This is a genomic window from Vibrio albus (assembly GCF_003144035.1).
Lineage (GTDB): Bacteria > Pseudomonadota > Gammaproteobacteria > Enterobacterales > Vibrionaceae > Vibrio > Vibrio albus.
Genome location: NZ_QFWT01000010.1, coordinates 166,123 through 185,877, shown reverse-complemented (window position 1 = coordinate 185,877; position 19,755 = coordinate 166,123). Strand labels below are relative to the sequence as shown.

Annotated in this window: 20 protein-coding genes; 16 read left to right on the top strand and 4 right to left on the bottom strand. The window is 44.6% G+C overall.

Features of this window, described 5'->3' with window-relative positions; all coding sequences use genetic code 11:
- Positions 1 to 5: 5 nt before the first annotated feature.
- From DI392_RS16800 to DI392_RS16760, 9 genes are all read left to right on the top strand, one after another.
- Positions 6 to 1,307, top strand: coding sequence for a sodium ion-translocating decarboxylase subunit beta (locus tag DI392_RS16800; RefSeq protein WP_109320848.1), 1,302 nt, complete (start codon positions 6 to 8; stop codon positions 1,305 to 1,307).
- A gap of 200 nt (positions 1,308 to 1,507) precedes the next feature.
- Complete coding sequence (locus DI392_RS16795) at positions 1,508 to 3,127, top strand: ATP-binding protein (protein ID WP_245884116.1); 1,620 nt, start codon at positions 1,508 to 1,510, stop codon at positions 3,125 to 3,127.
- Complete coding sequence (locus DI392_RS16790) at positions 3,124 to 3,816, top strand: response regulator (RefSeq protein WP_181388453.1); 693 nt, start codon at positions 3,124 to 3,126, stop codon at positions 3,814 to 3,816. Before DI392_RS16795 ends, DI392_RS16790 begins: the two co-directional genes overlap by 4 nt.
- Positions 3,817 to 4,137: 321 nt before the next feature.
- Positions 4,138 to 4,431 (top strand): citrate lyase acyl carrier protein, encoded by a 294-nt coding sequence (citD, locus tag DI392_RS16785; RefSeq protein WP_109320846.1) that lies wholly within the window; start codon positions 4,138 to 4,140, stop codon positions 4,429 to 4,431.
- Complete coding sequence (gene citE / locus DI392_RS16780) at positions 4,431 to 5,306, top strand: citrate (pro-3S)-lyase subunit beta (protein WP_109320845.1); 876 nt, start codon at positions 4,431 to 4,433, stop codon at positions 5,304 to 5,306. Before citD ends, citE begins: the two co-directional genes overlap by 1 nt.
- A gap of 72 nt (positions 5,307 to 5,378) precedes the next feature.
- Positions 5,379 to 6,848: a citrate lyase subunit alpha gene (gene citF, locus DI392_RS16775; protein ID WP_181388456.1), complete on the top strand. Its 1,470-nt coding sequence runs from the start codon at positions 5,379 to 5,381 to the stop codon at positions 6,846 to 6,848.
- A 5-nt stretch (positions 6,849 to 6,853) separates the two neighbouring features.
- Positions 6,854 to 7,375, top strand: a complete 522-nt coding sequence (gene citX / locus DI392_RS16770) for a citrate lyase holo-[acyl-carrier protein] synthase (protein WP_109320843.1) — start codon at positions 6,854 to 6,856, stop codon at positions 7,373 to 7,375.
- Positions 7,362 to 8,297 carry a triphosphoribosyl-dephospho-CoA synthase CitG gene (gene citG, locus DI392_RS16765; protein WP_109320842.1) on the top strand — a complete coding sequence of 312 codons (936 nt, stop codon included), beginning with the start codon at positions 7,362 to 7,364 and terminating at the stop codon, positions 8,295 to 8,297. The genes citX and citG overlap by 14 nt, the downstream gene beginning before the upstream one ends.
- 90 nt (positions 8,298 to 8,387) lie before the next feature.
- On the top strand, positions 8,388 to 9,170 hold the full coding sequence (locus DI392_RS16760; RefSeq protein ID WP_109320841.1) for a DUF5718 family protein: 783 nt from the start codon (positions 8,388 to 8,390) through the stop codon (positions 9,168 to 9,170).
- Positions 9,171 to 9,245: 75 nt separating this feature from the next.
- Here the strand turns inward: DI392_RS16760 and DI392_RS16755 are convergent, their stop codons facing one another.
- Both DI392_RS16755 and DI392_RS16750 read right to left on the bottom strand, forming a co-directional pair.
- Positions 9,246 to 9,503 (bottom strand): hypothetical protein, encoded by a 258-nt coding sequence (locus DI392_RS16755; protein ID WP_109320840.1) that lies wholly within the window; start codon positions 9,501 to 9,503, stop codon positions 9,246 to 9,248.
- 113 nt (positions 9,504 to 9,616) lie between these two features.
- Entirely contained in the window at positions 9,617 to 10,933 is a 1,317-nt protein-coding gene (locus DI392_RS16750) for a PTS sugar transporter subunit IIC (RefSeq protein WP_109320839.1), read from the bottom strand.
- Between the two features lie 335 nt (positions 10,934 to 11,268).
- On the opposite strand from DI392_RS16750, the gene DI392_RS16745 reads away from it, so the two are divergent.
- From DI392_RS16745 to DI392_RS19955, 6 genes are all read left to right on the top strand, one after another.
- The gene (locus DI392_RS16745) at positions 11,269 to 11,574 is read left to right on the top strand and encodes a PTS sugar transporter subunit IIB (RefSeq protein ID WP_109320838.1); all 306 of its coding nucleotides are present in this window, start codon (positions 11,269 to 11,271) and stop codon (positions 11,572 to 11,574) included.
- 93 nt (positions 11,575 to 11,667) lie between these two features.
- Entirely contained in the window at positions 11,668 to 12,990 is a 1,323-nt protein-coding gene (locus DI392_RS16740; protein ID WP_109320837.1) for a PTS sugar transporter subunit IIC, read from the top strand.
- A gap of 116 nt (positions 12,991 to 13,106) precedes the next feature.
- The gene (locus tag DI392_RS16735; protein ID WP_109320836.1) at positions 13,107 to 14,489 is read left to right on the top strand and encodes a glycoside hydrolase family 1 protein; all 1,383 of its coding nucleotides are present in this window, start codon (positions 13,107 to 13,109) and stop codon (positions 14,487 to 14,489) included.
- A gap of 55 nt (positions 14,490 to 14,544) precedes the next feature.
- Positions 14,545 to 14,853, top strand: coding sequence for a PTS N,N'-diacetylchitobiose transporter subunit IIA (gene chbA / locus DI392_RS16730; protein ID WP_109320882.1), 309 nt, complete (start codon positions 14,545 to 14,547; stop codon positions 14,851 to 14,853).
- Positions 14,854 to 15,103: 250 nt separating this feature from the next.
- Positions 15,104 to 16,063 carry a LacI family DNA-binding transcriptional regulator gene (locus DI392_RS16725; protein ID WP_109320835.1) on the top strand — a complete coding sequence of 320 codons (960 nt, stop codon included), beginning with the start codon at positions 15,104 to 15,106 and terminating at the stop codon, positions 16,061 to 16,063.
- Between the two features lie 140 nt (positions 16,064 to 16,203).
- On the top strand, positions 16,204 to 16,335 hold the full coding sequence (locus DI392_RS19955; protein ID WP_281259837.1) for a hypothetical protein: 132 nt from the start codon (positions 16,204 to 16,206) through the stop codon (positions 16,333 to 16,335).
- Between the two features lie 94 nt (positions 16,336 to 16,429).
- On the opposite strand, the gene DI392_RS16720 is transcribed toward DI392_RS19955, so the two are convergent.
- On the bottom strand, positions 16,430 to 17,479 hold the full coding sequence (locus DI392_RS16720; RefSeq protein ID WP_109320834.1) for a DUF4382 domain-containing protein: 1,050 nt from the start codon (positions 17,477 to 17,479) through the stop codon (positions 16,430 to 16,432).
- A gap of 151 nt (positions 17,480 to 17,630) precedes the next feature.
- Here DI392_RS16720 and DI392_RS16715 point away from each other — a divergent pair, with 151 nt between their 5' ends.
- Positions 17,631 to 18,419, top strand: a complete 789-nt coding sequence (locus DI392_RS16715; protein ID WP_109320881.1) for an AraC family transcriptional regulator — start codon at positions 17,631 to 17,633, stop codon at positions 18,417 to 18,419.
- A gap of 112 nt (positions 18,420 to 18,531) precedes the next feature.
- On the opposite strand, the gene pyrC is transcribed toward DI392_RS16715, so the two are convergent.
- Positions 18,532 to 19,560: a dihydroorotase gene (gene pyrC, locus DI392_RS16710; protein WP_109320833.1), complete on the bottom strand. Its 1,029-nt coding sequence runs from the start codon at positions 19,558 to 19,560 to the stop codon at positions 18,532 to 18,534.
- Between the last annotated feature and the right edge of the window lie 195 nt (positions 19,561 to 19,755).

The window sequence follows — 19,755 nt, the reverse complement described above, 5'->3', positions numbered from 1 at the left end:
AAGAAATGGACAGCGTTTTAGGTCTGATTAACGACTTTGGTATCCTGCATATGCAGTGGGGCCAGGCAGTCATGATCCTTGTGGGCATGGTGTTGCTTTACCTGGCTATTGTTAAGGGGTTTGAACCTCTGCTTTTGGTTCCGATTGGTCTGGGCGGCATTCTTTCGAACCTTCCGGAAGCTAACCTGGCAATTAATGCGGTGGATGCGGCTATTCATGCAGCAAAACCGGATGTGATGCAGTTGTTTGCCGGTATTCTGAATATTACGGATACTTCAATTGAAGCAGTAAAACATGCTGCGCATATGGCTACGCCAGAGCAGGCGATGAAATTGCAACTACTGGCAGAACAGTATCAGTACACCGATGGTATGTTGTACACATTCTACAGTGTTGCTATCGCATCGGGTGTTGGTCCTCTGGTGATCTTCATGGGTGTGGGTGCCATGACCGACTTTGGTCCACTATTGGCTAACCCAAAAACACTCCTTTTGGGAGCAGCAGCACAGTTTGGTATCTTCGCAACGGTATTGGGTGCACTGGGTCTGAGCCAATTAGGTATCATGGACTTCAGCGTTGCTCAGGCAGCTGCGATTGGCATCATCGGTGGTGCGGATGGTCCGACAGCGATTTACGTATCAAGCTTACTGGCTCCTGAACTTCTGGGTGCAATTGCAGTTGCGGCATACTCATACATGGCTTTGGTTCCAATGATCCAACCGCCAATTATGCGAGCTCTGACTACACAGGAAGAACGTTCTATTCAGATGAAGCAACTTCGTCCGATAAACAAACTTGAAAAAGTGTGCTTCCCTCTGATGTTGCTGGTTCTGATTGCGATGCTTCTGCCTTCTGCGACTCCGCTGATGGGTATGTTCTGCTTCGGTAACCTGATGCGTGAGTGTGGCGTGGTTGAGCGTCTGTCTGACACGGCTCAGAATGCACTGATCAACATTGTGACCATCTTCCTTGGCCTGTCGGTTGGTTCTAAGCTGATGGCTGATAAATTCCTGCAGCCTCAGACGCTGGGTATCCTGGCGTTGGGTATTGCGGCATTTTGTGTGGGTACCGCGGCTGGCCTTCTGATGGCGAAACTGATGAATAAGGTCTGCAAGGATAAGGTTAACCCACTGCTTGGTTCTGCGGGTGTGTCTGCGGTACCAATGGCGGCTCGTGTTGCTAACAAGATTGGTCTGGAAGCGAACCCACAGAACTTCCTGCTGATGCATGCAATGGGGCCAAACGTTGCTGGTGTTATCGGCTCTGCTGTTGCAGCCGGTGTAATGATCAAGTATGTGCTTGGTTAATATAACACTAACACATTGATGAATAAGGGAGGCACCGTTCTCCCTTTTGTTGATCCTATAGGGTTACATTGGTCACCCGTTGACTTCACAAGTTTTAGATTTATTACTTATGCTAAAAATAAATCTACATATAATTTTATTTTATATCTGTTCAATGGATCCTGGACAACTACAAAATACAATTATAAGGAATGAGATGTATGAATGTGATGGAAAAGATGAAGACCGGGGCTTCATTTCGTCTGAAAGTGTTTATTCTTATTTTAGCCCTAATGAGCCTGCAAATGGCTTTTATGGGGTTCAATTTCCATAATACATTACTGGATACGTTAGAACACCAGGTGAGTACCCGGGCTTTGGTGCAGGCAGAAGAAATTGCCAGTGATCCTAAACTGATCCAGGAAGTACGGATCAAAAACCTGCCTGCCATTGAAAGGGTCATTAATCGCCTGACGAAAATATCAGATGCCAGCTTCATTGTTATTGGTGATGAAAAGGGCATTCGTCTTTCTCACCCGGTAAAAGACCGTATTGGTCAGCCAATGCAAGGGGGCGATAATGCGGGTGCACTGGAAAACGGGGAGTCCTACACCTCTGTCAGCAAAGGAACACTGGGGTACAGTGTGAGAGGTAAAAGTGCCATCATTGATTACGACGGAGAAATAATCGGGGTTGTCTCTGTCGGGTATCTGATGAATCGCTTTGACCAGTGGTTGGTGTTTTATGCTAAACCAGTGGCGTATGAGTTAGGTATCATTTTGTTACTAACGTTGGTTGGTGCCTGGTTTTTCTCTGCTCATATCAAGAAAAAGATGAATGGTATGGAGCCAGCGGAAATTGCGCTTGCTCTTTATTTGCAGAAGTCTATTTTACAATCCGTCTACGAAGGCGTTATTGCTATTAATAAGACCGGAAAAATTTTAGCAGTTAATAAAACAGCCGCTGAGATTATTGGTACCGAAAAAGCCAGTAGTGAACTGAAAAACCGCAGTATTATGGAGTTTCTGACTCAAACTCAGTTCTTTTTTCAAACGCCTTATGACGAAAATATCAAGGATGAAATTGTATCAATTAATGGCCATACGTTAATCGCAAATCGGGTAGCTATATTTGATGGCAACGTGTTAATTGGCTGGGTGGTGAGTTTCCGTAATAAAGATGATATCAATTCATTAACAGCAGAGTTAACTCAAATAAAGCAATATACAGAGAACCTCCGTGTAATGCGGCATGAGCATGCGAATAAGCTGTCAACAATTTCCGGTTTGATCGAAATAGGTGATTGTGATGCAGCCCTTGCACTCATAAATAGTGAAAACAATAAGAAGCAGAAATTAATAGATTTTATCAGTTCAAGAATAAAATGTAAGCAAGTTGCAGGTATACTGCTCGGGAAATATGCCCGTTCCAGAGAGCTGGGACTAGACTTACAGTTTGACCCAACATGTCAGTTGTATAACTTAACGGCGAATATTCAGGCAGATGAATTATCTGCGGTAATAGGCAACCTTATTGATAATGCTTTTGAAGCAACACTCAACAATCCGGACAGTAATAAAATTATTACCCTACTCATTACTGATGCCGGCAATGAGCTTGTTATTGAAATTGCAGATAACGGTTGTGGCATTGACCCTGAAATATCCGGCACTATTTTTACTCGTGGTGTAACCAGCAAGGGTGATCAGGAAGGGCACGGTATAGGCCTGTATCTGATCAATCGATACGTGAACAATGCTGGTGGTGTTATTTTGGTGGATGATGCCGAGCCTAAAGGCACTATATTCTCAATATTTATTCCAAATAACGGTAACAAATGATGGATTCTATAGACGTTTTAATTGTAGAAGACGAAGTCGGTATCGCTGAACTGCATGCCCAGTTTTTACGACAGACAATGCGCTTCAGGCCTGTCGGTATCGCGTCGACTCTGAGCATGGCCAGAACCATGATTAAGGTGAATAAACCTAAACTGATCATCCTGGATAACTATCTTCCTGATGGATTAGGTGTCGACTTGCTGCGTGAAATCGTAGCGGAGAAGAGCGGCCATAAAGCTGATGTCATTTTGGTGACTGCAGCCAGTGAAATGGATACGGTAAAAGAAGCCATGCACTGTGGCTGTTTCGATTACCTTTTGAAACCAGTTGCGTATGACCGACTGAAAGACACTTTAAATCGATACTTAAAATACAACAGTGCTATTAATGCTTATGACAATATCAGTCAGCGTCATGTCGATGATCTGTTTAATATCCAGGCCCGTGAAAAATGCTCAGAGACCCTACCAAAAGGTATTGGTGAGTTGACTCTCGATAAGATAAAACAGGTATTCAATGAAAATACGGGTGTGAAATTTACAGCAGAGAGTTTGGGTGACCGCGTTGGTATCAGTAAGACAACAGCCAGACGCTATCTTGAATATTGTTCAGCCAGTGGATTTTTATCCGCTGAAAACGAGCATGGACGAGTTGGGCGACCAGAGCGCGTTTATGTGAAAACAAATTAAATATCAATAAGTTATTATTGTTGTTTTTATCCTTTTTGATATAAATACAGGCTCTCACTCACACTGAGAGCCTGAAGCTTTTCCCAAAATAAGGTAACCTCTGTCATCTGTCTTTTCATCTGTATTTTCTTCCAGTCACACCACTAAAAATCATAAAAATCATTAATGGTTTTTAGCCTGCATCGAAACTTGATAATTATCGCTAAATCCTTTGTCTCAGTCCGGAAAATAGGGGGTAGACGAATTGGTGATACCCTTGCCCATCCGCCTCGAATCATACTTTTTTAGCGCCATCTAATACGAGATGCACGAGGAGCAAACATGATAATTAGTCAGCGATCTTACGCTGGGACTCTAGAATCCAGTGATCTACTGGTAGAAATAATGCCTTCCGAAGACAATAGCCTGGACATTGAAGTTACAAGTTCTGTAGAAAAGCAATTTGATGACCTGATCAGAAAAGTCGTTACTGACACTCTGGCAGAGTTAGGTGTAACGTCAGCGGTTGTTTCTGTCAACGATAAAGGGGCGCTTGATTGTGTAATTAAAGCGCGAGTTCAGGCTGCAGTGATGCGGGCGTCAGGAGCAAAAGAAATTGTCTGGGGTGATCAATAATGAGTAAATTACGCAGAAGTATGTTGTTTGTTCCTGGCTCAAATGCCGCGATGTTAAGCAACTCATTTATCTATACTCCAGACGCTATCATGTTCGATCTGGAAGACTCTGTTTCCATCCGTGAAAAAGATACCGCTCGCATGCTGGTATTCAATGCCCTTCAACACCCACTTTATCAGGAAGTCGAAACCGTAGTTCGTGTTAACGGCCTGGAAACAGAAATGGGTCCACTAGACGTTAAAGCTATGGTCAGAGCTGGCGTTAATGTTATTCGTCTGGCAAAAACTGATTCTGCTGATGACGTGCATTTGATGGAAGAAACGATTGCAGCTGCTGAAGCAGAGTGTGGTCGTGAAGTGGGCAGCACAAAAATGCTGGCAGCAATCGAATCAGCAATGGGTATCAACAACGCAGTAGAAATCGCAGTAGCATCGGAGCGCCTGATCGGTATTGCACTGGGTGCAGAAGACTATGTTCGTGATATAAGAACGCAACGTACACCTGAAGGTACAGAGCTATTTTTTGCTCGTTGTTCAATTCTGCAGGCAGCTCGTGCGGCTGGCATCATGGCATTTGATACTGTTTATTCAGATGCGAATAATGAAGAAGGCTTCCTGAAAGAAGCTGAGCACATTAAGACTCTGGGCTTTGACGGTAAATCCCTGATCAACCCTCGCCAAATCGAAATGGTTCATAACGTATTTGCTCCATCTCAGAAAGAAGTGGATTACGCCAATGCAGTTATCGAAGCCGCTGCTGAAGCAGAAGAGCAGGGCTCTGGTGTGGTTTCCCTTAACGGCAAGATGGTGGATGCACCAATTATTGAACGTGCTCGTTGGACATTACAACGTGCTGAATCAGGAATTAAACAGTAAGGCATCCACATGACGACTATTACAAACGCACTTAATCGTGAAATTGAGATTTCCGCAGACAGTCACGCAAACATGAAGCCATACGCTGGTGCTCATGACCTGACTGCTCACCTTCTGAATAAAGAAACAAAACGTAGCCGCAAGCTATATGAATCACTGGAAGAAGCGATTGCAAACTCCGGTCTTAAAGATGGCATGACCGTCTCTTTCCACCACTCATTCCGTGGTGGCGACAAGATTATCAACATGGCAATGGATCTCATCGCATCCATGGGCTTTAAAAATCTGACACTGGCTTCAAGCTCTCTGTCAGCTATTCATGCTCCTATTGTTGGCCACATTAAAAATGGTGTGGTAAGCAAAATTTACACCTCTGGTCTCCGTGGTGATCTGGCAGAAGAAATTTCACGTGGTCTGCTTGAAGAGCCTGTACATATCCACTCACACGGTGGTCGTGTACACCTGGTTCAATCTGGTGAGCTGAACATCGATGTAGCATTCGTTGGTGTATCAAGCAGTGACGAATTCGGTAACGCAAACGCAATTAAAGGCCGTTCTCGTTGTGGTTCTCTGGGCTACGCAAAAATCGATGCTCAGTACGCGAAACATACTATCGTTCTGACAGAAGAGATCGTTCCTTTCCCTAACGCCCCGGCTTCTATCGCTCAGGATCTGGTTGATGCAGTAGTGAAAGTGGAAGAAGTGGGTGACCCATCGAAAATCGGTGGTGACGCAACTCGTATGACAACGAACCCGCGTGAGCTTCTGATCGCTCGTAAAGCGGCTGACGTAATCGAGCATTCTGGCTATTTCTTCGATGGCTTTAACCTTCAGACTGGTTCTGGCGGTGCATCACTGGCAGTAACTCGCTTCCTTGAAGATAAGATGGTGAAGAAAGACATCAAGGCTAACTTTGGTCTGGGTGGTATTACTGCGACTATGGTTGATCTTCACGAGAAAGGCCTGATCAAAACTCTGCTGGATGTACAATCATTTGACTCAGTAGCAGCAGATTCTCTGGCTCGTAACCCGAATCACCTTGAAATCTCTGCTAACCAGTATGCGAACCCTTCTTCTAAGGGGGCAGTGGTTGATCGTCTGGATGTCGTTATCCTGAGTGCGCTGGAAATTGATACAGATTTCAACGTGAACGTAATTACGGGTTCTGACGGTGTTATCCGTGGTGCATCTGGTGGTCACAGTGACACAGCCGCTTCTGCCAACATGACGATTATCGTTGCTCCGCTTATCCGTGGCCGTATCCCAACAGTGGTTAACTCTGTACTAAACGTGATTACTCCTGGTTCGCAGATTGACGTTCTGGTTACTGACCATGGTGTTGCTGTTAACCCAGCCCGTGAAGACATCAAAGCTCGTCTGGTTGAAGCTGGTGTACAGGTTGGTACTATTGAAGAACTACAACAACGTGCAGAAATGCTGACTGGTAAGGCTAAGCCAATCGAGTATCTGGACAACGTTGTAGGTTATGTTCGCTACCGCGATGGTTCAGTAATCGACGTAATCAAGCAAGTGAAGGAATAACAACCTTGTATTCAGGACCTAAAGTCACGCTTGAACAAGTGTTAGACAATCGTGAAAGACGAGCAAACCGGCAAAGGGAGTGGGCGGAAGCCCATTCTCTTCCTCTGATCAGCTTTACCATCAATATGGTCGGGGAGGTCAAACTGAATCAGATTTCCAGGACGGCCTTTTCTCAGGGTTATCAGGCGATTGTTCAGGCATGCTCAACCCACAATATTGAGATGGTCAGCCTGGAAAAATACAGCAGTGACTGCGGGGCTGAATTATTGATTTCTGCGGGAAATATTGAACCTGATGCGCTTAAGCGGGTGATGGTCGAGATTGAAGACACTCATTCGCTTGGGCGCTTATTTGATATCGATATTTTGGATAGTCAATGTGTGTCTCTGTCGAGGGATACATATGGTCTGCCTCGTCGGAAATGTTTTGTCTGCGGTAATGAAGCAAAAATCTGTGCCAGAAGCCGCGCCCACCCTTTACCGGCTTTGATTGATAAAATGAGTGAGATGATAAATGATTGCAACTAACTCAATTAAGTGGCTGCTGGATGACTGTTGCCTGTACCAACAATCATCTAGCGGAAAGCTAGAGCTGAATATCTGTGAGCTTGCGGGAAACCTTGCGTATCATGCCATGATGCTGGAAGCGCATTTAACACCGAAAGCGGGCCTTGTGGACTGCGTGTCTAGTGGTGCCCATACCGATATGGATATCCATACCTTTATTGCTAGTTCAGATTCGCTTCGCCCGTATATGAAGAAATTTGTGAGAGCCGGTTACGATATGCATGAGCTTCCGGCTAAGTCTTTACTACCGGGCCTGCGTAAGGTCGGTATCGAAGCCGAACGAATGATGTTTGTTGCGACAAATAACATCAATACACACAAAGGAATGATTTTTACGCTTGGTCTAATCTGTGGTGCGGTTGGCTGGTTGTATAGAAAGGGGCTTTCTTTCGATGCCATACACATTCGTAGTGTTATCATGGAATGTTGTGCTTCGCTGGTATCTGATGATCTTAGAAATTCAACTAAGATTCCGGCGACAGCAGGTGAAAGGTTATACCGTGAACATGGCATGACCGGGATCCGTGGGGAAGCCGCTCATGGCTATCCGATGATTTACATTCATGGTCTGCCTGCCTATGAAGAGGCTATCCGTAAAGGTCATTCTGAAGAGCAGGCTATGTCTCAGGCTCTGCTGACTATTATGGCAAAAAATAGTGACTCCAACCTGGTGAGCCGCGGAGGGTTGGAAGGACTGAACTATGTTCAGTCTCTGGCGAGTGACATTTTGTCCGAAGGTGACAGTACTAGGACTGGCTTTGAACAGGCCATCTGGGATTTGGATCAGAAATTGATAGAGAAAAACCTTAGCCCGGGTGGCAGCGCTGATTTGCTGGCCGCTACCTGGCTGTTAGCTCAATTAAATATCTGCTCTAAGATGTAATGGATATTTTTATTATTAATTAATAACTTAATCAATACTCTCATTTTCCCTGCATTTGTGCGGGGACTTTTTTTTAAGGTAAAGTAAGGTATGGCAAACAGCATTTGTATAGGAATTATTGGTAACTTTAACGGCCACTTAAGTGGTGCAGAGAATGTGGCAGAACATGATGTGCCCAATGGTATTTTTGTTATTCATCGGGAGCATGAAGAGACGTTGACCACCGGTGATAAAGCAAAATATCCTCAGGAAGGTTCGAAAGTCGACATTGAGCCTGAATATGTGATCCGCTTTAAGGTGAAATATGAGGATGAAAAAGTATCGGATCTGGAACCGGTACAGATGACTATCGGCAATGATTTTACGATTCGACAACTTGAAGGCTCAGACAAAATATCGGAGCGTAAGGCATGGGGCGAAAAGTCGAAAGGTATTAATCACCTTTGGTGGGATATGAAACCATTTATACCCGATAATTATGGATCGAACCTAAAACTGATTTCCTATATCGAAAGAGATGGTTTATTTTACCGCTCAACGCCTCTCGTTGATTGTACCGACACGAAAGTTTTTTGCTCAGATCTGATTAACTGGGTTGTAGACAGTATTAATAACCAGACGCGTCATGGTATGTATGAAGAAATTCTTCCCACACTAGTTGAAAACAATTTTCCAGAAGAATTAGTTCTGTATACCGGTGCGCCAATTTATACTGACTGGGGCGAGGAAAACTTTCTTCAGCGTGGTGATAAGGTGCATATTGCTGCTTATTATGCCGATCAAATGGATATTGAAGATGTGAAATCTATGTTCTTCAATAGTAAGCATAAAAATAACAGCGATGTTTTATCATTTGTTCAGGAAATAATCTGATTTCCAAAAGTAGATGTATAAAAAAAGGCAATGGAAATACTCCATTGCCTGAAAATTCCAACAAAATCCCTTAAATCAATTTATTTCTGCTGGAATGATTTCTGCGTGGTCATCAAGTTCAATTTGACCCTGGAAACTTTCGTAGTGTTCTTTACACAAAGGGACAACAAACATAGCTTCACCTTGTGTGGTATTTTGCCTTACTAAAACCCGGTGAGTTGGTTTGTTAATGCAGTTTACTTCTGAGCAAAATCCTTCGCTGTATTCCGCAGCCTGTTCCTGATTGGCTTGTGGCTTTTGTTTTATCTCTTCAGATGCATTGGTAACGATCATGTTAGTGTCCTGTCTGTGAACATGTGACTATATTATGATCGTCAGTGAACCTCTTTTATGAGCTAGCGCTCAGCTCACCGTGTTATTTATACTATTTAATAAATTAAATGAATTTAAGTGTTGCGATTAAATTTCATTTTTCCTCGCTCTTTTTCCTGCTCTAGCAAAATTTTTTCATGGGCTTTAAAAAAAGGAAGATATATAAAATAAGAGTTAACCATAGCCAGTAATACCATAAGTGCATTCATAATGCTGCCATTCGAGGCCCAGGCAGCGCCAATCGGAGCTGGAACTGACCATGGAACCAAAGTAACGACCCTATCTAATAACTGTGCAGAGGTTAAATACCAGGCAATAGTGGCGTTAATCATAGGCACAAGAACAAACGGTATCAGAAACAGGGGATTCATAATGATTGGGAATCCGAACAAGATGGGCTCATTAATATTAAATATTGAGGGGATAACGCCTACTTTGCCAACGGATTTAAGCTGGTTAGAGCGACTTTTTATTGCCAGGTAGACCAATGGAAGGGTAGAGCCAACCCCACCGATCAGCAGGTAAAAATCCCAGAACCCGCGTAGGAAAATATGTGGCAATACAGCTTGTCCGGCCTCCATTGCGGCCTGATTCGCAATGACATTTGGCATCCAGAATGGGTTCATGATCCCGGTAACAATCAAAGCCCCGTGAATTCCCATAAACCAGAGTAACTGGCAGACTAAAATGGCGACGAGGATAGCGATCAGACTATCGGATGCCAGCACCAGCGGTTGAAACAGCTCTTGCACTAATTGTGGAAAGTGTATGCCGTAACTGGTGTCGAGATAGAGATTAAATATTGAGACGGTCAGCATGATGGCCATGATAGGAAGCATAAGCTTGAAGCTCTGAAAAGTCAGAATCGGCACATCTTCAGGCATCTTGATATACCAGCCTCTGCGAATAAACAGGTTTATCATCTCAACAGAATAGATACTCGCAATCAGCGCGGTAAATAAGCCTGCGCCCCCCAGATAATAGGTATCTTTTGGCCCCTCACCATAGAAACCGACCAATATAAGAAAAGTCATGCAACCAGTCAGTCCGGATAGCCTTTCCGGTAACCGATATTGTTTTGCCAGGCTAGAAGCGATTCCAAATGACACGATCAGGCCGATAACCCCCATGGTCAGTTGGTACGTGGGAAGAAGTACGGGACGCAATTGAATAGCAAGATTATTCCAGATCACCGAAATTTCAGAACTGGGATCGGAAAAGGGTGGAAAAATCAATGGAACAAAAATGCAGCCAACAAAAATAAAAGGCATGGCTAACTGGAACCCATCTCTGAGCGCGGCAAGGTGAGAGTTTTTCATAAGCAACTTTGCAAAGGGGCTCATGTATCTCTCGACACCAGCGGCAAACATAGTCATGAGTGAGTGGTTCATAATAGATCTCTGATCGGACAGACCTGAAGAGGATAACGAAAGCAGACGCCATACGGAAACCGGTGCTCCAAATATGCTGCATAGCACACGTTTTTATAGGCGTTACTTATAGTTATGTATTCTGCTGCTCCTGCTTTGACCCACGATAAAAGTGGATTCATCTGAATAGTTTCCACTCATCCATAAAATTATTTGCTGTGCATCACAATTTATTCGCCTCTGTTGGCTTCTAGAGTGATCATATTCACATCTACATGGAAACATAACGGAAACCGGTTTCCATTTGTTTCATGTTCGTGCATATTGAAAGGGCATTCAAAGTTGGAGGATCGCAAATGAAAAAAATAATGCTGTGTTGTTCTGCTGGTATGTCTACCTCTCTTTTAGTGAAAAAGATGCAGGCATGTGCAGACGCAAGAGGTATCGAAGCGGATATAAAAGCTTTCGGTGCTGCTGAGTTTAATAATCAGGTATCTCACTATGAAGTGGTGCTGCTTGGCCCTCAGGTTAAATACATGCAGGGCGATTTGCAGAAGGTCGCTGATCAGTTTGGTATCAAGGTTGAGCCTATCGACATGATGGATTACGGCATGCAAAAAGGTGACAAGGTGCTGGATTTTGCTCTAGAGCTTATTGGCTGATTTTTACTTTTTCAAAGGCATAGCCGGGGTTAATGCCGGTGAGCGCCGACTTATAACTTTTATAATATTTTTTAATCAACGGGAAACAGAATTATGAGTACTCTATACGACCGTATGGTTGGGGTTATCGAAAATAAGGTAACCCCGATAGCGGGCAAGCTGGGACAGCAAAAATACATTACTTCTATTCGTGATGGTTTTATTGCGGCACTGCCGTTTATGATTGTCGGTTCATTTATGCTGGTGTTTATTTTCCCTCCTTTTTCTCCGGATACCAGCTGGGGATTTGCCAGAGGATGGTTAGACCTTTCAGAAATGTACCGTGAACAGCTAATGCTGCCATTTAACCTGAGTATGGGTATCATGACGATATTTATATCGGTTGGTATTGCGTCGAGCCTAGCCCGTCACCACGATTTGGATCCGGTAACAACGGGTTTGCTATCTTTGATGGCATTCTTGCTGGTTGCGGCACCTTTAAAAGACGGTCAGCTTTCCATGCAGTATTTCTCTGGTCAGGGAATTTTCACTGCCATTATTACCGCTATTTATTCGACAGAAGTTTATGCTTACCTGAAGCGTAATAATGTCACTATCAAGCTTCCACCCGAAGTGCCAAGTGGCGTAGCGCGTTCATTTGAAATTTTAATTCCGGTACTGGCCATTATCCTGACACTGCACCCTTTAAACCTGTTCATCGAAAGTACCACTGGTATGATTATTCCTCAGGCTATTATGGCGCTGATTCAGCCATTGGTCGCGGCTTCTGACTCATTACCTGCGGTGCTTTTAGCTGTGCTGGTTTGTCAGGTACTTTGGTTTGCCGGTATTCACGGTGCGTTGATTGTTACTGGGATCATGAACCCATTCTGGATGGCAAACCTGTCTGAAAACCAGGCTGCGTTTGCATCTGGCGAAGTTATTCCTCATATCTTTATGCAGGGTTTCTGGGATCACTATCTGCTGATTGGTGGCGTGGGTTCAACGTTACCACTGGCTATCTTGCTGATGCGCAGTAAAGCTGTTCACCTGCGTACCATTGGTAAGATGGGGAGTGTACCAGCTATCTTTAACATTAACGAACCGATTCTGTTCGGTGCGCCGATCATCATGAACCCGGTCTTCTTCCTGCCGTTTATTCTGGTACCAATGATCAACGCCGTTCTGGCATGGTTTGCTACGGATCTTGGTCTGGTTGAGCGAGTGGTATCACTGACACCATGGACAACACCGGGACCTATCGGGGCATCCTGGGCGGCTAACTGGGCATTCAGTCCTGTCATTATGAGCCTTATCTGTATGGCGACTGCGGCACTTATGTATCTGCCCTTCCTGAAAGCGTATGAGAAGCAAATTCTTGAACAGGAAGCTGAGCAGGAGCAGCAGGCTGGTGACGCGAAGCCGGTCACTGCGTAATTTATTGATATCAACACAGGGCAGGTTTTGCCTGCCCTCTAATCTGAGACAAAACGTTTAATCTGAGATACCGATTTTTAATTTGAGATATAGATTTTTAAGTTGAGATAAATAGTATGCAATATCAATTTCCTGACAATTTTTACTGGGGGAGTGCTTCCTCTGCGACACAGAGCGAAGGTGCCGCGTTTGAAGGTGGTAAAGGCGAAAACATCTGGGACCACTGGTTTAAAACTGAACCAAATCGCTTTCATCATAGTGTTCCTGCGACAGAGGCGTCGACCTTTTATGCGAACTACAAGTCTGACATTCAGTTAATGAAGGATATTGGACATAACAGTTTTCGAACCTCTATATCCTGGTCTCGTCTTATTCCGGATGGTACAGGAGAAGTGAACCCTGAAGCTGTTGATTTCTATAATAAGATGATCAACGAGCTGATCGTGCAGGGGGTAGAGCCTTTTATCTGTCTTTTCCATTTTGATATGCCGATGGCGATGCAAAATATGGGGGGATTTGAAAGCAGAGAAGTGCTTGAAGCTTATGCTGATTACGCTGAGACCTGTTTTAAGTTGTTCGGTGACCGTGTGAAATACTGGTTTACCTTTAACGAGCCAGTTGTGCCTGTTGAAGGTGGCTATCTTTACGATTTCCACTATCCGAATGTGGTGGATTTCCGTCGCGCTGCGACAGTGGCTTTTCATACCATTCTGGCTCATGCCAAGGCGGTTAGTCGATACAAAGCAATGGAACAGGATGGGCAGATCGGCATTATTCTGAACCTGACGCCATCGTATCCGCGTTCTGAGAATGAGGCGGATCTCAAGGCGGCCAATATCTGTGATCTGATGTTTAACCGCAGTTTCCTAGACCCGGCTGTGAAAGGGGAATATCCGCAGGAACTGATGGAGTTACTTAAGCAGTATGAGCAGTTACCTCAGTTTGAAGACGGAGATTGTGAGCTGATTGCATCTGGTAAGGTCGATATGTTGGGTATTAACTACTATCAGCCTCGCAGAGTGAAAGCCCGTGAAAATGCGGTTCATCCTGACGCGCTATTTATGCCTGAATGGTTCTTCGATTACTACGAAATGCCGGGTCGTAAGATGAATCCGCACCGTGGCTGGGAAATCTATGAGAAGGGGGTTTACGATATTCTGACTAATCTGCGGGAAAATTACGGAAACCTGCCTTGTTACATTTCAGAAAATGGCATGGGTGTCGAGGGGGAGGAAAAGTTTGTCAAAGATGGTCAGATTCAGGATGACTATCGAATCGATTTTATTAAAGAGCACCTGAAGTGGCTGCATAAAGGTATCCAGGAAGGCTCGAACTGTTTTGGTTACCACTTGTGGACATTTATTGACAACTGGTCCTGGTCTAACGCCTATAAGAACCGTTACGGGTTCTACCGCTTAAACCTGACCACCCAGGCTCGTACTGTAAAGAAAAGTGGCGAGTGGTATGCAGAAGTGTCCAGAAATAATGGTTTTAATTGAGTTATAGCGTTTTTGATTGATTTTTTATAGTTTTTATCGGGAGAGAGTAATGGAGATGGATTTAGAAGAGCAGGTGATGGGTATTATCATCAATGCGGGACAGTCCCGTAGCTTGTGCTACGAGGCGCTGCGTCATGCTAAAAACGGAGAGTTTATTGAGGCGGAAGGCCTGATGCAGGAAGCTCAGGAATTTGCCAATCAGGCACATTTGGTCCAGACGAAACTGATCGAAGCTGATGAGGGAACCGGAAAAACCAAAATGACGCTGGTCATGGTTCATGCTCAGGATCACCTGATGACATCCATGCTGGCGAAGGAATTGGTGTCGGAACTGATTGAGCTGCATAAGCGCGTTACAGCCTAACCGGAATAGTCACTCCTGACTATCTTAGCAGCAGCCCCAGCCTTATTTTGGCTGCTGCTTCTTTTGTTTTGCAGAACTGATGTGTTTTGCCGAATTAATGATATGAGCTAATGGAATAACAGATGCGGGTTAATTCATTCTTGTGCATCAATCAGGAAAAGGTAAAATAATGAAACAAACGGGAACCGTTTTCCCTTATGGATAAGGTTTCTGTACCGACTTAATAGCAAATAACTTCCGGTGATTTTTCATGGCAACCATTACTGATGTATCCAAACTGGCCAATGTTTCCAAGGCAACAGTTTCCCGCGTATTCAGCGGTAGCCGGGGGGTGAAATCTGCAAGCCGTGATGCGGTGCTTCGTGCAGCAGAAGAGCTGAACTATCGGCCAAATGTCGCCGCGCAGGCATTGGCAAACCAAAGTTCAGATTATATTGGTGTGATCCTTTCTTCTACAGATGCCGGTCAGGTATCGACGTATCTTCCTCTTTTGGCTAAATCCCTAAAAGAAAAGGGTAAGCATATGCTGGTGCATTTTGCTGACAATAAAGATGAATATGATCGACTGATTGATGAGCTTAAACAACGCTACTGTGACGTGATCATTGCCATTGGTGGTGACCTACCTGAATCCGCAGATGAGAAAGTGATTGCAATAGACAGTCGGGCAAATGATGATCACAGAAGCATTGGTTATGATTTTAATTTTGCCTGTGAAAGTGCTTGCCGTTTTCTGACCAGTAAAGGGCATACCAGTATTGCTGTCGTCGTGGATGACGACAGCTACGCTTCTCATCAGGTACTTGAAGGGTATAAGACTGCACTGCAAAACTCATCGATACCGGTAAACCGTCAGCTTATTGTCCGGGCAAATAATAACAGTGAGCAGGCGATTATGACCCTGTTGAACAGTTACCATCCTTTTACCGCACTGATTGTGATGCGCGACAGTCAGGCTGCCGTTGCGATGCGTTTATTCCGGGACTTTAATCTGGCGACGCCTCAGGAAGTGTCCATTATGTCTCTGGAAGATTCTCCGCTGGCCAGCCAGCTTTCTCCGTCTTTAAGCTGTATCAGCTATCCGTCTCAGCAATTAGTCGATGTGGCCATGGAACAATTAGATGCTTGTCTGGAAGGGAGACCGGTTCGCGAGCAGCCGTTGATTTCGGGGCGTTTGGTTTCTCGCGATTCAGTGACTAACCGTCGTTGAGGCAGCCGCTTCTTATATCGATATGCAACACTAACAAGAAAGTTTATTACATAAAAAGTGTGATATATATCTTGTTTTTGTGATTTTTTGTCGTACAATTACCTCATAAAGAAAATTTATTACAAAAGGTGAGGTGTGCTATGAGTTTTGAACTTGGTGCTGTTTATGTAAGTCAGGTTGTTGCGAATGAGATGCTGCATGAAATGATGTACGGCAAAGCACAGCCAAAGAAGAAGTCTTTTTTCTCAAAAGTTAAGGCTTTCTTTAAGTAAAATCGATATCCTTTCACGTATAGTGAATAGGATGCTGAAAGGCAGGAAAAAGTAATATATCAGTATTACCCTTTCCTGCCTTTTTATTTACTATTTAAAGTGCCGAAACATCAAAGGCATGGGCAGCGGTCTGATCATAACTGACGCTGAGCTCTACCCACTGCTCGGTCGGATTAGCGATGGTAATCTGATCATAGTATTCAGCACTGTCACCGTTGCTGGGATCGCCGTTTTGAGCGTAGCCCGCATCACTACAACTGAACGCTAAGGTATAATTTCCTTCAGGAAGATTGGCGAATACATATTCTACCGGAACGTCACCTTCCGGAGTGGATTCAGATGCTGTAGTGACCAGTTTTGATGCGTAAGGCATCAGAACGTCTTCAGCGATATCGGTATCGACGTCCGGATCAAATTCATCACCTAAAGTCACATCCAGAATACCTGAAGTACTGTGCCAGCCCTGATACAGGTAAAGCGCATTGCCAGTCCCTGCGGTACAGGTATCATCTGCAAGGTTAAACAGAGTATCTGTTACCGTTGCTGAAATTTTGCCCAGAGTAAAATTATCGACAATGGTAATGCCGTGAGGCTTCAGGTTGTAGTTATCACCACCACCATTGTTGACCAGCGCAGAGCGCAAGTTAAAGTCGATGGTATAAGCCTGTGTACCTTCCTGACTGACACTAAAAGAACCCAGTTTTAACTTATTACTCGGGGTTTTCAGGGGATAGATAGTGTCGTCATTTTCCACTACCCAGCAGTCGTTGGTTGAGCCTGTACCATTTGCACTTTGCGGACAGCCATAGGTGTTTAAGGTCAGGTTATAATCCCCCAATGCGACTTCAGCATCACTGATAATCAGCTTTTTAGCCCCGTCCTGATAGTCTTTCAGGTTGATGAGCAAGGGCTCCGGATCGCCGTCGCTGTTGTTAATGACCAGAGTGTGCGAGTTTGTGTCATCACTGGTATCAGTCAGTGTAACGGATTCAAGTGTTACCCATACGGCTTTTACATCATCAACCGGAGCATCGGCGACGGAGAAGGATACCATGGCGCTGCTGCTATCTGAATCGCCACCGCCACAGCCACTAAGAGCAAGTGCCAGTATACTTAAGCTTGGAAATACTATTGAAGAGCGCATAATCGAACTTCCTTATTGATTGTGTTATCAATAATTATAGTTGAGTCAATTAGAAGGTGATATCGAGTTATCGGAATTTTACGGTCAATTTGCTAGAATCTTACCTACCGCTGACCTAGTAGAAGTCAACAACCTGAAAGTACAAGCCAATATCTTGAAAAAGTCCAAAACTATTCATCCATCGCTTGAAATTGAAAACGCGCCTTCTGATGTGTTTATGAATTTTGACGCTTTCCAGTCGAATACGGAAACCCGTTTGCATTCGCACCCCTGGGGACAATTACAGGTAATCAACGGGGGGACTTTAGAGCTGAACGCTGAGGGAATGCGCTTTATTGCTCCACCTCATCTGGCTATTTGGGTTCCTGCCGGGATTCAGCATTATAGTTATAACCGCAAGCCCCTGAATTATTGCTCTATCAATATCAACGCGGATAAAGCGCAGTCTCTGCCTCCTTATACTTGTCTTGTCAGTGTTACGCCCATTGTGTCCGCAATCATTGATGATTTTCGTCAACGCTCAGTTACCGTGGCAGAGTCTATTCCCGATCAACGGCTGGCCAATGTGCTTCTGGATCAACTGGCTATCAGTCAGGAACAGCAACATTTTCTGCCGACGACCAGTCATAAAACCTTGCTTCCGATTTTGTTAGCACTGGAAGAGGATCCTACGGATGATACTCCGTTAAGCGAATGGGCAAGCAGGGTTCATACAACGGAAAGAACGCTGGCCCGGCATTGTCATAATGAGCTGGGGATGAGTTTTACAGAATGGCGGATCCGTGCAAGATATCTGCACTCAATGACACTGCTGAAAAAGGGGATGTCGGTAAAGGAAGTGGCGTTAACCCTGAGATACAAGCAGGCAAGCCCGTTTATCGCTATGTTCAAAAAATATGCAGGTGAGACACCAGAGCAGTATAAAAACAGAGTGCAGTAGAAATAAAAAGTGCAGTAGAAATAAAGAGTACAGTAGAAACAAAAAGCTTCAGAAATAATAAAGCCTGGCTATTCTAAAACAGCCAGGCTTATCTTTATTCAGGGTTTGAGGCTTATTTAACCTTCCAGCTAATGGTTTCGCCACCACGGATAGGAACAACGGTGTCAGATCCAAATGGCATTGACTCAGGCACCGACCATTCTTCTTTAACTAGCGTGACCGTGTCACTATTTCGAGGCAGGCCGTAGAAGTCTGCACCGTTGAAAGAAGCAAATGCTTCAAGGTTTTCCAGCTTTCCTGCTGCTTCGAAAGCTTCTGCATACAATTCAAGAGAAGCATGAGCGGTGTAAGAACCCGCACAGCCACAGCTGGACTCTTTACGTCCTTTGGCATGCGGGGCTGAGTCTGTACCCAGGAAGAATTTTTTATTCCCGCTGGTGGCGGCTTCGATCAGTGCTTGCTGGTGGATATTACGCTTCAAGATTGGCAGGCAATAGAAGTGAGGTTTAATTCCGCCAACCAGCATATGGTTACGGTTAAACAGCAGGTGGTGAGCCGTGATAGTCGCAGCAACGTTGTCGCCGGCGTTTTTCACAAATTCAACGGCATCAGCAGTGGTAATATGCTCAGATACAATTTTCAGTTTCGGGAATGCTTTAACAATAGGTGCCAGTACCGTTTCCAGAAATACCTTTTCCCGGTCAAAAATATCAATGTCGTGTGTTGTCACTTCACCATGAATAAGCAACAGCATACCGGCTTCTTCCATGGCTTCGAATACAGGGTACATGTTTTCGATAGTAGTCACGCCGGAGTCTGAGTTTGTCGTTGCGCCAGCCGGATACAGTTTTGCCGCAAAGACTTTTCCTGAAGCCTTCGCTTTGTGGATTTCTTCTGGTGTTGTGTTATCAGTAAGATAAAGCGTCATCAAAGGCTGAAACGTTTCTGCTGGCTGTTGGGCCATAATACGCTGGTAATAATCCAGAGCCATTGCGGTATCAGTAATAGGTGGGATGGTGTTAGGCATGATGATCGCACGGCCGTTGTAGCGGCTGATATCCCGGACAGTGTCGGCAAGTACGTCGCCATCGCGTAAGTGAACGTGCCAGTCGTCGGGGCGAGTAATCGTAAGTGTTGTCATTTAAAGTTCCCACCTTATGTTCAATAATTCCTGAGTACCGCAAACGATTTCATGCGGCGACAGGATGATAGTAAAAATCAGGGTTCATTTCATCCATTATCTGTTACTTACGATGAAAAGCATGACAATAAGGAACGAAGTTTGTAAGCTTTCCGTCGTAAGGGCTATCCGGTAGCCAATTGCGGTCATTCCGAC